Annotated in this window: 17 protein-coding genes; 11 read left to right on the forward strand and 6 right to left on the reverse strand. The window is 73.0% G+C overall.

Features of this window, described 5'->3' with window-relative positions; all coding sequences use genetic code 11:
- Window positions 1-156 precede the first annotated feature (156 nt).
- A complete protein-coding gene (locus IGS69_RS01460; RefSeq protein WP_190896158.1) occupies window positions 157-864 on the reverse strand; it encodes a GNAT family N-acetyltransferase in 708 nt (235 codons plus the stop codon).
- A gap of 90 nt (window positions 865-954) precedes the next feature.
- Entirely contained in the window at window positions 955-1,611 is a 657-nt protein-coding gene (folE, locus tag IGS69_RS01465) for a GTP cyclohydrolase I (RefSeq protein ID WP_190896160.1), read from the reverse strand.
- A gap of 127 nt (window positions 1,612-1,738) precedes the next feature.
- On the opposite strand from folE, the gene IGS69_RS01470 reads away from it, so the two are divergent.
- The 3 genes from IGS69_RS01470 to IGS69_RS01480 all read left to right on the forward strand — a co-directional run bounded on the left by IGS69_RS01470 (window position 1,739) and on the right by IGS69_RS01480 (window position 4,127).
- Window positions 1,739-2,491 (forward strand): helix-turn-helix transcriptional regulator, encoded by a 753-nt coding sequence (locus IGS69_RS01470; protein WP_198427713.1) that lies wholly within the window; start codon window positions 1,739-1,741, stop codon window positions 2,489-2,491.
- Window positions 2,492-2,649: 158 nt separating this feature from the next.
- Window positions 2,650-3,594: an MIP/aquaporin family protein gene (locus IGS69_RS01475; RefSeq protein WP_190896162.1), complete on the forward strand. Its 945-nt coding sequence runs from the start codon at window positions 2,650-2,652 to the stop codon at window positions 3,592-3,594.
- A 134-nt stretch (window positions 3,595-3,728) separates the two neighbouring features.
- The gene (locus IGS69_RS01480) at window positions 3,729-4,127 is read left to right on the forward strand and encodes a hypothetical protein (RefSeq protein WP_190896164.1); all 399 of its coding nucleotides are present in this window, start codon (window positions 3,729-3,731) and stop codon (window positions 4,125-4,127) included.
- A gap of 27 nt (window positions 4,128-4,154) precedes the next feature.
- On the opposite strand, the gene IGS69_RS01485 is transcribed toward IGS69_RS01480, so the two are convergent.
- Window positions 4,155-5,279, reverse strand: coding sequence for a sulfite oxidase (locus tag IGS69_RS01485; protein ID WP_190896166.1), 1,125 nt, complete (start codon window positions 5,277-5,279; stop codon window positions 4,155-4,157).
- A 213-nt stretch (window positions 5,280-5,492) separates the two neighbouring features.
- On the opposite strand from IGS69_RS01485, the gene IGS69_RS01490 reads away from it, so the two are divergent.
- Window positions 5,493-6,221 (forward strand): SDR family NAD(P)-dependent oxidoreductase, encoded by a 729-nt coding sequence (locus IGS69_RS01490; RefSeq protein ID WP_190904340.1) that lies wholly within the window; start codon window positions 5,493-5,495, stop codon window positions 6,219-6,221.
- Window positions 6,222-6,331: 110 nt separating this feature from the next.
- Window positions 6,332-7,288, forward strand: coding sequence for a polyphosphate kinase 2 (ppk2, locus tag IGS69_RS01495; protein WP_190896168.1), 957 nt, complete (start codon window positions 6,332-6,334; stop codon window positions 7,286-7,288).
- A gap of 62 nt (window positions 7,289-7,350) precedes the next feature.
- On the opposite strand, the gene IGS69_RS01500 is transcribed toward ppk2, so the two are convergent.
- Window positions 7,351-7,713: a hypothetical protein gene (locus tag IGS69_RS01500; RefSeq protein ID WP_190896170.1), complete on the reverse strand. Its 363-nt coding sequence runs from the start codon at window positions 7,711-7,713 to the stop codon at window positions 7,351-7,353.
- Between the two features lie 43 nt (window positions 7,714-7,756).
- Window positions 7,757-8,203: an ATP-binding protein gene (locus IGS69_RS01505; RefSeq protein ID WP_190904341.1), complete on the reverse strand. Its 447-nt coding sequence runs from the start codon at window positions 8,201-8,203 to the stop codon at window positions 7,757-7,759.
- A 696-nt stretch (window positions 8,204-8,899) separates the two neighbouring features.
- Here IGS69_RS01505 and IGS69_RS01510 point away from each other — a divergent pair.
- The 4 genes from IGS69_RS01510 to IGS69_RS01525 all read left to right on the forward strand — a co-directional run bounded on the left by IGS69_RS01510 (window position 8,900) and on the right by IGS69_RS01525 (window position 13,798).
- Window positions 8,900-10,075, forward strand: coding sequence for a hypothetical protein (locus IGS69_RS01510; RefSeq protein ID WP_232543408.1), 1,176 nt, complete (start codon window positions 8,900-8,902; stop codon window positions 10,073-10,075).
- A gap of 92 nt (window positions 10,076-10,167) precedes the next feature.
- The gene (locus IGS69_RS01515; protein ID WP_190896173.1) at window positions 10,168-10,698 is read left to right on the forward strand and encodes a (2Fe-2S)-binding protein; all 531 of its coding nucleotides are present in this window, start codon (window positions 10,168-10,170) and stop codon (window positions 10,696-10,698) included.
- The gene (locus IGS69_RS01520) at window positions 10,695-11,699 is read left to right on the forward strand and encodes an FAD binding domain-containing protein (RefSeq protein ID WP_190896175.1); all 1,005 of its coding nucleotides are present in this window, start codon (window positions 10,695-10,697) and stop codon (window positions 11,697-11,699) included. Before IGS69_RS01515 ends, IGS69_RS01520 begins: the two co-directional genes overlap by 4 nt.
- Complete coding sequence (locus IGS69_RS01525) at window positions 11,696-13,798, forward strand: xanthine dehydrogenase family protein molybdopterin-binding subunit (protein WP_190896177.1); 2,103 nt, start codon at window positions 11,696-11,698, stop codon at window positions 13,796-13,798. The genes IGS69_RS01520 and IGS69_RS01525 overlap by 4 nt, the downstream gene beginning before the upstream one ends.
- Window positions 13,799-13,908: 110 nt before the next feature.
- Here IGS69_RS01525 and IGS69_RS01530 read toward each other — a convergent pair whose 3' ends face one another.
- Window positions 13,909-15,576, reverse strand: coding sequence for a hypothetical protein (locus tag IGS69_RS01530; protein ID WP_190896179.1), 1,668 nt, complete (start codon window positions 15,574-15,576; stop codon window positions 13,909-13,911).
- A 245-nt stretch (window positions 15,577-15,821) separates the two neighbouring features.
- Between IGS69_RS01530 and IGS69_RS01535 the strand changes: the two genes are divergently transcribed.
- Together IGS69_RS01535 and tgmA are read left to right on the forward strand one after the other, a co-directional pair.
- Window positions 15,822-16,145, forward strand: a complete 324-nt coding sequence (locus IGS69_RS01535; protein ID WP_190896181.1) for a YkvA family protein — start codon at window positions 15,822-15,824, stop codon at window positions 16,143-16,145.
- A gap of 119 nt (window positions 16,146-16,264) precedes the next feature.
- Window positions 16,265-16,456: a putative ATP-grasp-modified RiPP gene (tgmA, locus tag IGS69_RS01540; RefSeq protein WP_190896183.1), complete on the forward strand. Its 192-nt coding sequence runs from the start codon at window positions 16,265-16,267 to the stop codon at window positions 16,454-16,456.
- Window positions 16,457-16,460 lie beyond the last annotated feature (4 nt).

A 16,460-nucleotide genomic window follows, 5' to 3' on the forward strand; every position in this document is an offset into this window, starting at 1 on the left:
AAACGGAGTCAGCGAGTCCGTGAGCGGAACGTCCTGCGGTAGGCGTCCGGGAGCACGCCGACCGTGCGTTGAAGTGGCGGCGCGCTTCCCCCGCGCGCTTCCCCCCGCGCACTGTCCTCGCACCTCTCCCTGGAGCTGCTACGCCGGATCAGTCCCTCACGGCGTGCGGAAGCCGCGGAACGTGACGTGCTTCCGGGTCTCGAAGCCCAGCCGTTCGTAGAGTGCGAGCGCGCCGGTGTTGGCCTCGGCCACGTGCAGGAAGGGGCGGTCGCCGCGGGCGACGACGCGGGCGACGAGCGCGCGGACAAGCCGGACCGCATGACCTCGCCCACGCGCCTCGGGTGCGGTGCAGACGGCACTGATCTCGGTCCACCCGGGAGGCTTCAGCCGCTCCCCCACCATCGCCACCAGTGCACCACCGTCCCGGATGCCGAGATAGGTCCCTAGCTCATGCGTCCGGGGCCGGAAGGGTCCCGGACGGGTCCGCTCGACGAGGTCGAGCATCTCGGGCACGCTCTCCGCCCCCAGCTCGACCACGCCGGAGCCGGACGCGGCACGGGACAGGTCGAGGTCACTGTCACCGGCCCAGATCAGCTGGCGGCCCTCCAGCACGAAGACCGGCTCCCAGTCGGACGGCGGTGTCGCCGGGCAGCTGAACATGTCGGCGAACTCGCCCGGTCCCAGGAGCTTCGCCAGGTCGGCCCAGGCCTCCGCGTCCGGTTCGGCCGGCACCGCGGAGAAGGTCGCGACTCCGGGTACGTAGGTGACGGCGTCGCCCAGCCGCCGGGCGAGATGTGCGTGGTGCCCGCGGAGCGACGCGCCCACCGGGTCGTCGAGTACGCCGGCGTCGCTGAGCCCCGTCATCATGCTGCACCTTCCTGCCCTGTGCCGGTGCCGGCCGACCAGGAGGCCGGCACGGCTTCTTCGGATGCCGACAGCCATCCTGCATGAGCGCTACCGGGCCACGCCCGTCAGAGCGAGGAACTCGCCGCGGGAGCGGGCGTCGGAGCGCAGCAGGCCGAGCAGGGTGGAGGTCAGGGTGTCGGAGCCGGTGGCCTGGACACCGCGCAGTGTCATGCACGAGTGCTCGGCCTCGATGACCACGCCGACGCCCTTGGGCTCCAGATGGTCCTGCAACCAGTCGGCGACCTGCTTGGTCAGGCGCTCCTGGACCTGGGGGCGGCAGGCGAAGTGCTCGACGACGCGCGCCAGCTTGGACAGGCCCAGGATGCGGGCGCCGGGCAGGTAGCCGACGTGCGCGATGCCGACCACCGGCAGCAGATGGTGCTCACAGACGGTCCGTACCGGGATGCGCCGGGCGAGGACGAGTTCGTCGTAGCCCTCGTCGTTGGGGAACGTGGTGAGGTCGAAGGGGCGCGGGCTGAAGAGTTCGGCGTACGCGCGGGCCATCCGGCCGGGTGTGCCGCGCAGGCTCTCGGAGGCCGTGGAGATGCCGAGCGCCTCGAGGAAGCGGCCCGCCGCGACCTCCGCGGCGGCCAGGTCGATCCCGTCGGGTTCGTGGACCACCCGCAGGGCGGGCCGGGCGGGTGCGGTCGCTTCTCCGTCGTACAGGTCCGGCCGGACGGAGGTCGGCGCGGGGTACTCGGTCATGTCAGTGGCCTCCAGAGGCGAGTTTCACCAACAAGTCTTTCCGTTATTCGAGGCACCCGTCAAGGTATGCAGTGCAGAGGGCCGGAAGAGCCCTCTCGCCCACGCCTGTGGGAGTTACCGTGGTGCTGTGGCTTCCGACCCGCCCGCGCAGGCCGACCCGGCCGACAGGGCCATCGACTCCGTCAGCGTCCTGAGCGAGGACTCGCGCCGGCGCATGTTCGCCTTCATCCGGCGTGCCCGGCGCGCCGTCACCCGCGACGAGGCCGCCGCCAGCGTCGGCATCTCCCGGAAACTCGCCGCCTTCCACCTCGACAAGCTGGTCGACGCGGGCCTGCTGCGCGCCCGCTACGAAACGCCGGGCGGCATCCGCAAGGTCGGCAGGCAGCCGAAGGTGTACGAGCCCACCGACGCCCAGATCACCGTGAACATCCCCGACCGGCGCCACGAGCTGCTGGCCGACCTGCTCCTGGACGCCGTCCTGACCGAGCGGGCCGGCGAGAACGCCGCACAGGCGGCGATGCGCGCCGCGCAGCGGCGCGGCCGGCAGATGGGCGAGGCCGCACGGAACGAGACCCGCCCCGGCCGGCTGGGCCCCGAGCGCGGTCTCACCGCCTGCGAACGCCTGCTGGACCGGTACGGCTACGAGCCCGTCCGGGAAACCCCGACCCGGCTCCGGCTGCGCAACTGCCCCTTCCATCCGCTGGCCGCGAAGGCTCCGGAGCTGGTGTGCGGCATGAACCAGGCGTTCCTCAGCGGTTACCTGGACGGCCTGGAGGTCAACGGCGTGCGCGCGGCGGCGGCCCCGGAGCCCGGGGAATGCTGCGTCCGGCTGGGCTCCGGCGACAGCGAGTCCGCCGACGACACACCCCAGGGCCGCTGAGCCCTTCGACGAGCCGCGCGCCCCGCCGGCCGCTCGCCCGGCGGGCACGGTGAGCGGGCCACCCGAGGGTCTTCTGCGGTTGCCGCGCCCCACGCGCCGGGTTACCACGTGATTACCGCGCGTCAGGCGGGACCTCAGCGAACCCAGGGAGAAATCACATGGCAGTGGAGATCAAGCCTCTGGTGAAACCCTCGAGGCTCAGACGTCGTGCAGGTCTGGCGGGCGAGTGTCTCGCGGAGTTCCTCGGGACGTTCGTCCTCATCTCCTTCGGATGCGGCGTGGTCGCGATGACCGTCGCCGCGCTGCCCGGTTCGGGCCGTACCGAGGGGCCCGGCATCTTCTTCCTCAGCGCGGGGGACTGGCTCCTGATCACCTGGGGCTGGTGCATGGCCGTGATCCTCGGGATCTACGTGGCCGGCGGCGTCAGCGGAGCGCACATCAACCCGGCGGTCACCCTGGCCTTCGCCGTCCGCCGCAAGTTCCCGTGGGTCAAGGTCGTGCCCTACTGGGTCTCGCAGGTGCTCGGCGCCCTCGCCGGGGCCGCCCTGGTCTACGCCGTCTATCACGACGCCATCAACGCCTTCGACGACGCCTTCAAGGGGCCGAAGACCAACGGGAAGACCCTCGCCTCGTTCTCGATCTTCGCGACGTTCCCGGCACCGTACTTCGGCGGTGGCATCTGGGGACCGCTGCTCGACCAGATCGTCGGCACCGCCTTCCTGGTCATGCTGGTGGTGGCGATCATCGACCTGCGCAACACGGCCGTGAAGGCGAATCTCGGCCCGCTGGTGATCGGCTTCGTCGTGGCGGCCATCGGCATGTCCTACGGCGCGAACGCGGGATACGCCATCAACCCGGCCCGTGACTTCGGCCCGCGCCTGTTCACCTGGATGGCGGGATGGGACGGACTGGCGTTTCCCGGCAGCTTGGAGGGAGCGTTCAGCGACTACTGGTGGATCCCGATCGTCGGGCCGCTCGTCGGCGGTGTGATCGGCGTGCTGATCTACGACCTGTTCATCGGCGACGTGCTGCACGCCCGCGCGCAGCAGGGTGAGCCGCCGGAGCCCGGCCGGACGCGGCCCACCACGTCCGACGACGAGTGAGGCGGTAGCGGCCACGGGCGGGACGAGGGCCGGTGCTAGATTCCTGTGGGCGTCCGCCCGTGTGAGCGGTGCGGTCGCCTGCCGGACAGCTGAACCGGCCCAGGGCAGGCCCGTATCGGATGGTGGCGCGTTCCATGACTGACCCGGAGGAGATCCCCGGCGCGGCGGACGCTCCCCTGCCGCGGATCCTGGGCAACACCGGCTCGCTCGTCACGGCCGGCGCGGAATCGACCGGCGCCCTGTGGCGACTGGCCGAGCCCGGCCGGCAACTGGACGCCAACCTCGTCCGCGTCCCGCCCCGGGGGTCCATCGACGCCCATGCCGAACCCGACCTCGACGTCCTGCTGCTCGTCGTCGACGGCGACGGCGTGCTCGGCTCGGCCGCCGGGCCCTGCCCGGTGGAGTCCGGCAGCCTCGTCTGGCTGCCGCACGGCAGCGTCCGCAGCGTGCGGGCGGGCGAGAACGGCCTGTCGTACGTGACGGTGCACTGCCGCCGCCCCGGCATGCGGATCCAGAGCCGGCCCGGCGCGTGACAGCCGGACGCGGCCCTTCCGCGTCGGCTACCGAGCCCGGTCCGGGCAGAACACCGGGACGCGCTGGACGAGGTTGTTGGCGAACCCGCCCCGGTTCCAGGGCTGTTCGGAGGGCTGAGTGCGTCCCGAACCGTCGTGGGCGCGCACGCTCAACACATGGTCGCCGGGGGCGGCGGTCCAAACGGAGGACCAGCGGCGCCAGGCCCATCGGTGGCCGTGGTCCGGTTCGAGATCGGCCGGACGCCACGTCGCGCCGTCGTCCGTGCTCACCTCCACCGCCGTCACCGGGGCGTGTCCCGACCAGGCCCGTCCTTCCAGGGTGACCGTGCCGGGCGCCACCACCCGGGTCCGGGACATGAAGTCCGGGAAGCCCGGAGGGACCAGGAGCGCGCGGGGAGCGATGAGGGTGACCGGGTCGCCCGTCTCCCCGGGCTCCCGCCTGATCCGGTAGGCGACGGACTGCTGGAAGCCGGTGAAGGGGGTGGCGACGACCGTGATGTCGCGCAGCCACTTGACCTGGGCCATCCCGTACCAGCCGGGCACGACGAGACGGAGCGGACTGCCGTGCTGGGGCGGCAGGGGTGCGCCGTTCATCGCGTAGGCGACCAGGGCCTCGGGGTCGTCACCCGTCGCGACACCGAGGGGGAGGCTGCGCCGGTAGTCCTGCTCGACTCCGCGTTCCACCCCGTGGTCCGCCCCGGTGAAGACGACGTCGACCGCGTCCGGCTCCGCCCCGGCCTCCCGGAGGAGGAGCCGCAGGGGCACCCCCGTCCATTCCGCGGTGCCGACGGCCTCGACCAGCCACGGCTGGCTCACCGGCCTCGGTGTCAGCAGGGCTCTGCCGTTGCCCGCGCATTCCAGGGTGACGCGTGTGGTGACCGCCGGGTAGGTACGGAGCCGCGCCGGCGACAGGCTCAGGGGCTGTCGTACACGGCCGCCGACCGTCAGACGCCATGCGGTCGCGTCCGGGACGTAGGGGATGTCGTAGTGCGTCAGGACGTAGTGGAGGCCCGGTGGGGTGACGTCGTGGCGCAGGGCCTCCAGCGGCAGGCCGTGGTTGCGGGCGGCCAGGGCCAGCTCGTCCTGTCCCAGGCCCTCGCCGGGGGCGGCCAGTCGGGCGGGCGTGCTCACGTCGGCGGTGCGACGTCCCATGCCCCCATTGTCGTCCGTCCACGCCGGCCCCGCCCCGGAGGGCCCCTCGGCCCAGGGTGACGCCTCTTTCGCGGCTCCGGTCCTGACAGATGTCAGGCACCGCTGCGCCCCCGGGGCCGGACCAATTACGGAATCATTTCGAGCTGAAAGGCTGTGTGTCTAGGGCGGGTCCGTCGCGGGACGCGCGAAGGAGGCAGGTCCATGGGAGGTGCGGTGAGCCGGATCCTGGTGACCGGGTCCACCGAGGGGCTGGGGCGGGCCGCGGCGGAGGCGCTGCTGGCCGCGGGGCACGACGTGGTGGTGCACGCCCGCAGCCAGGAGCGGGCGGCGGTGCTCGGCGAGCTGGCCGACCGCGGGGCTCACCTCGTGGTCGGCGACTTCGCCGAGCGTGACGCCGTGCGGCGGGTCGCCGACGAGCTGAACGCGTCGCGGCCGCTCGACGCCGTCATCCACAATGCCGGGGTGTGGAGCGGACCCGCGGTCATGCCGGTCAACGTCGTCGCGCCCTATCTGCTGACCGCCCTGCTGCGCGGGCCCCGCCGGCTGGTGTACCTGAGCAGCAACTCCCATGTCGGCGGGCGGCCGTCGTCGCTGGACGGGGTCGACTGGCAGGGCCGGAGCGCGGGGTCGTACGCCGACAGCAAGCTCTTCGTGACGACGCTGGCGGCCGCGGTGGCCCGGCTGCGCCCGGGGGTGCTGAGCAACGCCGTGGATCCGGGCTGGGTGCCGACGAGGATGGGCGGGCCGGGCGCGCCGGACGACCTGGAGCTCGGCCACCAGACGCAGGAGTGGCTGGCGGTGAGCGACGATCCGGAGGCCCTGACCGCGGGCGGGTACTGGTACCACGGCCGGCGATTGGAACCGCATCGCGCGGTCCACGACGAGGCCTTCCAGGACCGGCTGGTGCGGGCTCTGGCCAAGGAGACGGGCACCGCGCTCTGAATGGCCGACCGGGGTGTCCGGGCCGGTCGGAGCCCTGGCACCTCACATGGGTGGGTCCCGGCGGGGCACCCGTGTCTCCGTTCACCGGGTGAGGGACGGGGAGTCGAGTGATGAGCGCCGAAGACGCGGACAAGCTGCTGGACGGGCTGACCGTGGACACCAGCCGGCAGGAGCAGCCGATCGTGCTGGACGGGGACGGGCGCCCCGTCCGGACATGGCGGGAGAACCATCCCTACGACCGCAAGGTGGGCCGCAAGGAGTACGAGCGGTCCAAGCGCATCCTGCAGATCGAGCTGCTCAAGCTCCAGCGGTGGGTCAAGGACACCGGCGCACGCCTGGTCGTCGTGTGCGAGGGACGTGACGCGGCGGGCAAGGGCGGCACGATCCAGCGGCTGACCGAGCGGCTCAACCCGCGCGGCGCACGCGTGGTCGCCCTGGACAAGCCCACCGAGAGCGAGGCGGGCCAGTGGTACTTCCAGCGGTACATCGCGCACCTGCCGACGGCCGGGGAGATCGTCTTCTTCGACCGCTCCTGGTACAACCGGGCCGGTGTGGAACGCGTGATGGGCTACTGCTCCAAGGACGAGTACGAGCTGTTCCTCGACCAGTGCCCGGCCTTCGAGCGGATGCTGGTGGACGACGGGATCCTGCTGGTGAAGTTCTGGTTCTCCGTGTCCCGCTCCGAGCAGCGCACCCGCTTCGCGATCCGGCAGGTCGACCCGGTGCGCCAGTGGAAGCTCTCCCCCACCGACCTGGCCTCGCTCGACCTCTGGGACGACTACACGGAGGCGAAGGTGGACATGTTCCGCGCCACCGACACCGCCCACGCCCCCTGGACGGTCGTCAAGAGCAACGACAAGCGGCGCGCCCGGCTGGAGACCATGCGCAGTCTGCTGTCGCGCGTCGACTACGCCAGCAAGGACCGGGAGGCGGTAGGCACACCCGATCCCCGCATCGTGGGCGCCGCCGACACCCTCCTGGAGCCGGGTGAGGAGGACACGACCCTGTCCCCCACCCCGTTGTCCCCCGGCGCCGGCGGCCCCGGCAAGCACCCCGAGAGCCGCTGACTCGGACCCGGTTCCCCTCCCACGCGGACCCTGCGGGCGGGAGGGGACCCGGGTCAGCGCCGTCACCGGGCCGAAGCGCGTGTCTCCGTGCGGTGGTCGTAGTACGCCCAGACGGTCACGGCCACCACGGCGGTGAGCCCGACCGCCAGGACCCGCACGGCGCCACTGGTCAGGTAGGCGACCAGACCGCTGAGCCCCGCCCCGCACAGCATGATCAGCCGGCTGAAGAAGCGGTTCTCGGGCGGCTGGGGGTCCTCCCGGTCCTTGAGGTCGTGCAGGGCGTCATGAGCCGGGTGCGCGGAACCGCGACGGGCGCGGGCGCGGTACTGCAGTCCGTAGCTGATCAGTGCGTACAGGGCGAGGGCGCCCAGGACCCAGAGCCAGACATAGGGGTCGTCGTCACTCGATCCTCTTGCCAGGTGCACGACATTTCTCCTTCAGGGAGCGGGCCTCGACGGTGAGCGGAACTCAACTGCTGCTGCCGCCCCGGCGGACCGTGTCCGTCTCTGCATCTGCCGCGGGGTCGGCGGGACGGAAGCATGCCGTCACCGTCTTGCCGTGCCGCTGGCACCTCATGCCCCACTCGTCGGCGAGCTTGCTCACGATCGCCACTCCGCGCCCGGAGACCTCGCCCGGCTCCGGATCGCGCTGGCGCGGCAGCGACGGGTCCTCGTCGTGGACGCTGACATGAAGGCAGTCGCCGTCCCAGGTGAGGACCAGATGCGCGTCACTGTGCGCATGGATGTGCGCGTTGGTGATCAATTCGGACACCGCCAGCACGATGGCGTCCACCGTGCCCGGCTCGGCAGCCGCCCAGGGCAGGGTCTGGAGACGCCGGCGCGTCCACTCCCGCCCTGCGCGCACCCCTTCGGACATACGAAAGGAGTGCGCCCACCCCATCGCCTTCACCGCCACTGCCCCCGGTCCCCTCTGCTCCGTCACACACGAACTGGTGGTCAGCCGGGTACCCCGCCGTGGCCCCGACAGGCATGGGCGACCTACGAGTCCATGGACGTGCCGCCTCCACGCGTCGTGAAGCGAGCAGGACCCGCCCCGATGCGGATGGTGGGCGGGCCCTGCTCGTGCGCACCATTGTCGGGACCGGGTCGTGGGCGGGCCACGGGTGAGATCCGCGGATGTGCGCGCGGCGCGCACACCCCGTGCGGGTGGCGCACATCCCGCGTGCATGGCGCGCAACTCGCGTGCGTGGCGCCCATCCCGCAGACCGCACCCGGCACCGCCCCGGGACGCTGCCCCACGCCGCCTCACCCCACCCGACCGCGCGGCACGCCGCCCGGTGCCGCGGCGCACCGCCCGGCCGTCACACACCACCCCCCTCCCGCCACATGACACGGCCCGGCATGGGTAGGCGGTGCGCATGAGCGACGGCGGGACGCAAGAAGAGACGGGCGTGGGTGTGCCGGACGGCAGCGGCACGCGGAGCGACGGCCGGGCGCGTGGCCGGAGCGCGACGCGCGCCGGCCGGGGCGGTGAAGGATCGTAGACACATCCGTCACCGGCGCCCGGAGCCGGGTGCGACCCCGGGTAGCACCCGTCGGCCTGCGGCGACGATACTGGCAGACGCACGTACTCCCGCTTACAGATGGACCCATGCAGACCTCCCTCACCGTTCGCCCCATGACTCCCGACACGGTGTGGCCGGCGCGCGGCCGCCACGCCCCGGGATCCGCGGAAGACGTTCTCCGGCGCTCCCTGCAGCAGCGCAAGGACAGCCGGGCCATCGACGACTTCCTGGAGCTGCCCGAAGACCAAACCGCCCCGGGGGAACGGGTTTTCGAGGCCCGTTGGCGAGTCGGTGACGACGTGACCGTACGCGCCCGGCTGAGCCTGAAGCCCGGCCCGGGCGAGGGGGACGGGCAGGAGTGGCTGCTGGTCGCGGAGGCCGAGCAGCCGTGGGACCACGCATGGCCCTCCCCCGTCGACCTGTTCTGGCCGGAGGACCCCGGCGACGCCTGGGACCAGGACGCCGATGCGCGTCTGGCCCTGGGGAAGATCAACTTCCTGCCGCAGGACGACCGGGAGATCCGCCGCCTGCTCAGAAGCGCCGTGCGCGGAGGGTGGCACATCCACGTGGTCGTCCACGAGGCGATGACCACCGATGACCGGGGACGTACGCCGGTGGCCCGGTGGCTGCCGCCGGGCCTGCGCCACCGTGTGGTGGAGCATCACGCCGCCCCGCAGCAGCTGCGCGGCCTGAACTGGGCCCTGCGGGACTCCGGGGTCGAGGTGCCGCGCGGTGGCGCGGTGGTCCTGCCGGGCGTTCCGGCGCCGGAGGGCTACGACGCCCAGGACTTCTCGGTCCGTGCCGTCTTCCTCGACGGCTCCGAGCCGGCCGACCTCGTCGACGCGGTGACGCGGTTCGCCGCACTCCCGCGGCCCCTGCCCGACGGCGCCGAGGGTGCCCTCACCGCGCTGCGGGAGGACTGGCACCTGCTGACGCTCCAGGAGGAGCTGGACCGCCAGCGCGGTCTGGTGGCGATGTACGCCGAAGCGCTGGAGGCCATGACGAAGTCCCGCGACCTGTACCGGGAAGCGGCCGAGAGCGCCCACGAGGCTCTGGCCGTCTACCAGGAGTCCGCGCAGGCCGCGCCCGCCGCGCCCCAGCCGTCCGGTCCGCCCGCCGTGTCCCCGCTCCAGCAGCTCACACGGACGTTCGAACGCTTCAAGGTCAAGCGTCCCGCGACTCCGGCGGGTGATCAGAAGAAGAACGACGAGAAGAGCGAGGCACAGAGCACCGACGACCAGCGCGTGACGTCGGAGCCGTAGCACCCTCCCCGTGGGACGCACGTGTCAGTCGTGCCGTCCTGGATACGCGGTCCGTACGGCACCACGGCCCGCCCGGGAAGGTCCACCACGACATGGGCAACCATCGGCACCACTCGCGGACCACGCTTCGCGTCAACGGCAAACCCCACACGCTCACCGTCGACCACCGGCGCGTCCTGCTGGACCTCCTGCGGGAGGATCTCGAACTCACGGGCGCCAAGAAGGGCTGCGACCACGGCCAGTGCGGCGCCTGCACGGTCCTGGTGGACGGGCGGCGCGTCAACAGCTGCCTGCTGCTCGCGGTCGCCCTCGACGGCTGTGAGGTCACCACCGTCGAGGGCCTGTCCGGCGACGGTGAGGAGCCTCATCCGCTGCAGCGGGCCTTCGTGGAACGCGACGCGTTCCAGTGCGGCTACTGCACCCCGGGCCAGATCTGCTCCGCGGCCGGCGCGCTGGCCGAGGCAGCTGCCGGTCACCCCTCGCACGTCACCGACCCCGCGGCGCCCTCGGGCGAGCCGATGCCGCTGGACCGTGCGGAGATCCGGGAGCGGCTGAGCGGCAACCTGTGCCGCTGCGGCGCGTATCCGCGGATCGCCGAGGCCGTGGAGGACGTGATCCCGTGAAGGAGTTCGCCTACGTCCGCGCCGGCAGCGTCGAGGAGGCGACCTCCGCGTACGCCTCCCACGCCGGAGCCCGCTACCTCGGGGGCGGCACCAACCTCGTCGACCTCATGAAGCTCGGCGTCGAGACGCCGAGCGCCCTCATCGACGTCACCCGGCTCCCCCTGGACACCGTCGAGGAACTGCCCGACGGCGCGCTGCGCGTCGGGGCCATGGTCCGCAACAGCGACCTCGCCGCACACCCCCTCGTCCGCGACCGGTACCCGGCACTGTCGCAGGCGCTGCTCGCGGGTGCCTCCGGGCAGTTGCGCAACGCGGCGACGACCGGCGGGAACCTGCTCCAGCGCACCCGGTGCCCGTACTTCCAGGACCTGTCGAAGCCGTGCAACAAGCGCGAGCCGGGCAGCGGCTGCGGTGCGCGGGACGGTGTCCACCGTGACCACGCGGTGCTCGGGCACTCCGCGCACTGCATCGCCACCAACCCCTCGGACATGGCGGTGGCACTCGCCGCCCTCGACGGGCGCGTCGAGCTGGACGGGCCCGAGGGAGCCCGGAGTGTCGCGGCGGCGGACTTCCACCGGCTGCCCGGGGACCGGCCCGAGCAGGACACCGAGATCCGTCCCGGCGAGCTGATCACCCATGTGGTGCTGCCGGCCGCCGCGGCCGGGCTGCCGTCGGCGTACCGCAAGGCCCGCGACCGGGCCTCGTACGCCTTCGCGCTCGCGTCCGTCGCGGTCGTGCTGCGCCTGGAGGACGGGGTCGTCGGCCATGCCGGGCTCGCCTTCGGGGCGCTGGCGCACCGGCCGTGGCGGGCCCGGCTGGCGGAGGAGGCGCTGCTGGGCGCGGCTCCGACCCGCGCGGCGTTCGAGCACGCCGTCGAACGGGAGCTGTCCGCCGCGCAGCCCTTGCGGGACAACGCCTACAAGGTGCCGCTCGCCCGCAATCTCGCCGTGGACGTACTGTCCCGGCTGGCGGACACCGTGCTCACCGGGAGGGCCTCATGACCGGCAGTGTGGGTGCTCCCGCCGAGCGCCGGGAGGGACGCGAGAAGGTCAGCGGCACCGCGCGCTACGCCGCCGAGTTCCACTCCCCCGGCCGAGCTCAGGCGTGGCCGGTGCCGGCGAGTGTGGCCCGGGGGCGGGTGACCGGCGTCGACACGGCGGCGGCCCGGGCCGTGCCCGGTGTCCTCACCGTCCTCACCCACGAGAACGCGCCGCGCCTCGCCGAGGCAGACGATCCCACGCTCGCCGTGCTGCAGGATGCTCGGGTTCCGCACCGCGGCTGGTTCGTGGCCCTGGTGGTGGCCGAGACCCTGGAGGCCGCCCGGGCCGGTGCCGCCGTCGTTCGCGTCACCTACGACGCCGAGGCGCACGATGTGGTCCTCACCGCCTCGCACCCGGGCGTGTACGTGCCGGAGGAGGCGAGCGGGGGCCAGCCGGCCGTCCGTGAACAGGGCGATCCGGACGGAGCGTTCGGATCCTCGGCCGTCCGGGTCGACGTCGCCTACCGGGTGCCCCCTCTGCACAACCACCCCATGGAGCCGCACACCAGCACCGCCCGCTGGGAGGACGGCCGGCTCCTCGTGCACACCTCCAGCCAGGGCACCGGTGCCGTGCGGGCCGCGCTCGCCGGGTTGTTCGAGCTGCCGAAGGAGCGGATCGTCGTCACCGCCGAGCACGTCGGCGGCGGTTTCGGGTCCAAGGGCACGCCACGGCCGGACGTGGTGCTCGCCGCGATGGCGGCACGGGAGACCGGACGTCCGGTGACAGTCGCTCTGCCCCGCCGCTACCTGCCGGCCGTCGTGGGGCACCGTGCCCCGACGCTCCACCGGCTGCGACTCGGAGCCGACGAGGACGGCCGTCTCACGGCCCTCATGCACGAGGTCACCACGCACACCTCCCGCATCAAGGAGTACGTGGAGCACGCGGCGGTGCCCGCGCGGGTCATGTACGCCGCTCCCCACCGTCGTACGGTGCACCGGATCGCGGCGCTCGACGTGCCGTCGCCGTCGTGGATGCGGGCGCCGGGCCAGGCCCCGGGGATGTACGCGCTGGAGTCCGCCATGGACGAGCTCGCCGGCGAACTCGGCATGGACCCGATCGAGCTGCGCGTCCGCAACGAGCCCGACGTCGAGCCCGACAGCGGCAAGCCGTTCAGCAGCAGGCACCTGATCGATTGTCTGCGCGAAGGCTCCCGGCGCTTCGGGTGGGACGGGCGCGATCCCCGCCCGGGCACGCGCCGGGAGGGGCCCCTGCTGCTGGGGACCAGCGTGGCGGCGGCGACCTACCCGGCCGTGGTGGGCCCCTCCACTGCGGCGGCCCGCGCGCTGCCCGACGGGACGTTCCTGGTGCGGATCAACGCCACGGACATCGGGACGGGCGCCCGGACCGTGCTCGCGCAGGTCGGCGCGGACGCCCTCGGGGTGCCGCTGGAACGGGTACGGATCGAGGTCGGCAGCTCGGAACTCCCGTCAGCGCCGCTCGCCGGCGACTCCTCCGGCACCGCCTCCTGGGGCTGGGCGGTGCACGAGGCCTGCGCCCGGCTGGCCCGGCGGCTGGCCGAGCACGCCGGGCCGCTGCCCGAGCAGGGCCTCGACGCCCGCGCCGACACCAAGGGCGTCGCGGACGCGGGGAGCGACTTCGCGCGGCACGCCTTCGGGGCGCACTTCGCCGAGGTCGCGGTGGACACGGTCACCGGCGAGGTGCGGGTCCGCCGGCTCCTGGGGGTGTACGCGGCGGGCCGCATCCTCAACGCCCGTACGGCGCGCTCCCAGTTCGTGGGCGGCATGACGATGGGCCTGGGCATGGCGCTGACCGAGGGCAGCACCATGGACGCCGCGTTCGGTGACTTCACCGAGTCGGATCTGGCCTCGTACCACGTGCCCGCGCACGCCGACGTCACCGAGATCGAGGCGCACTGGGTCGACGAGGAGGACTCCCACCTCAACCCCATGGGCAGCAAGGGGATCGGGGAGATCGGCATCGTCGGGTCGCCCGCGGCGATCGGCAACGCCGTGCACCACGCCACGGGCCTCCGCTTCCGTGAACTCCCGCTCACACCGGACCGGGTGCTGACGGGGCTGCTCGGTTCCGGGGCGCGGTAGGCGACCCGCCTGCCGCGGTCATGAGTGGACCGGACCGGCCGACGACATCGGCTCGATCCGGTCCACCCGAAGGGGGTGCTCCGGTCCACCCGGAGGGGGTGCTCCGAGTATCACTCCGCCATGCCGTGGGCCTCGGACGCCGGGGCGGCCTCCCACTGCCGGGCGGCGATGGGCGCCAGCACCCGGAAGACCAGGGCGACGAGGGCCAGCAGAGCCGCGCACCCGGCGACCGCGGCGGCCAGCCACGGCGGGGCGAGCGCCAGGTCGACGGCCCGGGACAGGGACGCCGACGGGAAGGAACTGCCGTACGCCTGGGCCCCGGCGAGCACCGTGGGCACCAGCACCGCCCCGGCCAGCACCAGCGCCACGGGACGCAGCGCCAGCAGCAGCGCCAGCACCGTGCACAGCACCGACAGGCCGAGAGCGAACGCGTGCACACGCAGGGACGCGTCACCGCGCTGCAGCGGGAAGTGGACCACCGCGCACACGGCGAGGGCCAGGGCGGCGACCCATCCCGACCAGGACACGGACCGGGCGTACCGGTCCGTCGCCGGCGCGCGGTCCGCAGGTGCGTCGTCGAGGGTGCGGTGGGTCTCGCGGACCGAACCCTCGCGTGCCGTACGGCGCTTGCCCGGGCGGCCGGTCGTCTCGGCCTTCGCGCTCTCGCCCGCGGGGCGCGATGTCCCGTTCGGGCGACGGCCGTTGCGGTCCAGCCGCTCCAGGCCGAGGCGGTCGATCAGCTCGACCAGTTCCCCGACGGACCGGCCGGTGGCGGCCGCGCGCAGTGCCTCCTCGCGGACGTGGGGCTCCTGCGGCTCCTTGTGCAGCAGGGTCACCAGCCGGGTCACTTCCTCCACCGGCCGGTGGGCGGCCGCGGCCCGGATCGCCTCGTCGGCGCAGTCGGCGTCGCGCGGGGGCTTCGTCAGCAGGGCGATCATCCGTGACACGTCCTCCACGGACCGGGACACCCCTGCGGTGCGGAGCGCGTCGACCCTCGCCTGCGTGTGGTCGGGCGTCTCCTCCAGCGAGACGATGAGGTCGACGACCTCCTCCAGCGGCCGATCAGCCACGGCGGCGTGCACCAGGTCGCTGACGGCGTCGCCGTAGGGTGCGCCGGAGGCCGGGCCGGTGCCGGGCCGGAGCTCCACCGGGTTGTCGTCGAGCGACCGGATGACGAACGGCCGCGCGCTCGGCCGGCCGGCGTCGTCCGGGCCGGGCCCGGACGACGGAACGGCACCCTCCGGAGGGGCACCCTCCGGGGCAGCATCCTCCGGAACGACGTCCTCCGGGGTGGCGTTGGTCACATGGCCGGGCCCGGCGGACGGCGCGGCCTCGTCCGGGCCGGCGGTGGTGGTGGTCACGTGAGCCGGCACGGCGGCATCCTCCGCGAGCGCCGGCCGGTCCATGGCGGGAGCGGCGGGCCGCGCCTCCGCGGGATCCAGCCAGTCCTCGGCGGGCGGTACGGGCCGCGCTGCGACCGGGCCCGGCTCCGGCTCGGCCGGCCGCGCTCCCGCCCCGGCCGCCGGGTGGGAGCCGAGGGCCATGGGCTCGGCGTCCGCCCGGTCGGCCGGGTGGGAACCGGCGATGGCGGGCTCGGAGCGCCCCGCGGGGTACGCCTCGTACGTCCCGTGCGGCCCGGCGGCGGGCTGCGTGCTCGTCTGCCCCACCTGGTGCGTGCCGGTGGCGACTGTGGTCTCGGCGGACGGCTGGGCGGACCCGTTGGGCTCGTTGGGTATGGCAGGTTCGTTCGGGCGGGGTGATGAAGAGCAGGTGGTCATACTCGCCTCCAGGGAAGAGTGCGGCCGCTCCTGCGCCCCCCGTCGTGTGACGAGCGACGTTACGCTGACCATTACTAGGCGCCCCCGTCACCCCGTGCCACTCGGGTGAGCCAGCGGGATGACCACGCGTACGGAAAATGCGCCGACTCGCCCACATACCGGGCCCCGGCCGCAATACAGCCGCCGGAAAAGGGAATCCAACCAGGGACACCCCGTGTCGCGGCATGCCATGAGGAGGGCAACCCGTGGATACGACCACCAAGGTGATCATTCTGGCCGCGGTTCTCGCGGCCTTCGTCCTCGTCTTCGCCGTCGTCGTCCTGGTGCGGCTGGTCCGCACCCGCCGCGATCTGCGGCGCGCGGGACTGCCCACGGGCCCGCGCTGGGTCTTCTGGGGCGCGGTGCTCTATCTCGTGCTGCCCGTCGACCTGGTGCCCGACCCGGTGTACCTGGACGACATCGGAGTTCTGCTGCTCGCTCTGCGCACTGTCCGCGGCTCCCTCGGCGAACGGGAGCGCAGTACGGCACACCGGCCGGACCGGCAACTGGCCGATGACTACGGAAAGTAAGGAAACCAACCACCCGTTCGATTCGTATAAGTCTCTGGAAGCCGAATCAGGTCGGCGGACCGGGCGGCCGCGCCCCCGGGCCCTGGCCTGACCGGCGCAGTACCGACGAGGGAGAGACGATGAAACCGTTCGCGCTCAACTACGCGCGCCCGGCAGTGGAGTTGGAAGCTGCCATTCCGTACGTGTACGACGCCGGACTGCAGTTGAACGTGCTCCACGACGGACGGGTCGCGGCCTCCGACTTCGCCCTGTTGAGAGAGTTCGGCACCACGACGTCCACCGCCGGCTCCAAGACGCACTTCGACGACTGACCAC

It is taken from the genome of Streptomyces tuirus (assembly GCF_014701095.1).
GTDB lineage: Bacteria > Actinomycetota > Actinomycetes > Streptomycetales > Streptomycetaceae > Streptomyces > Streptomyces tuirus.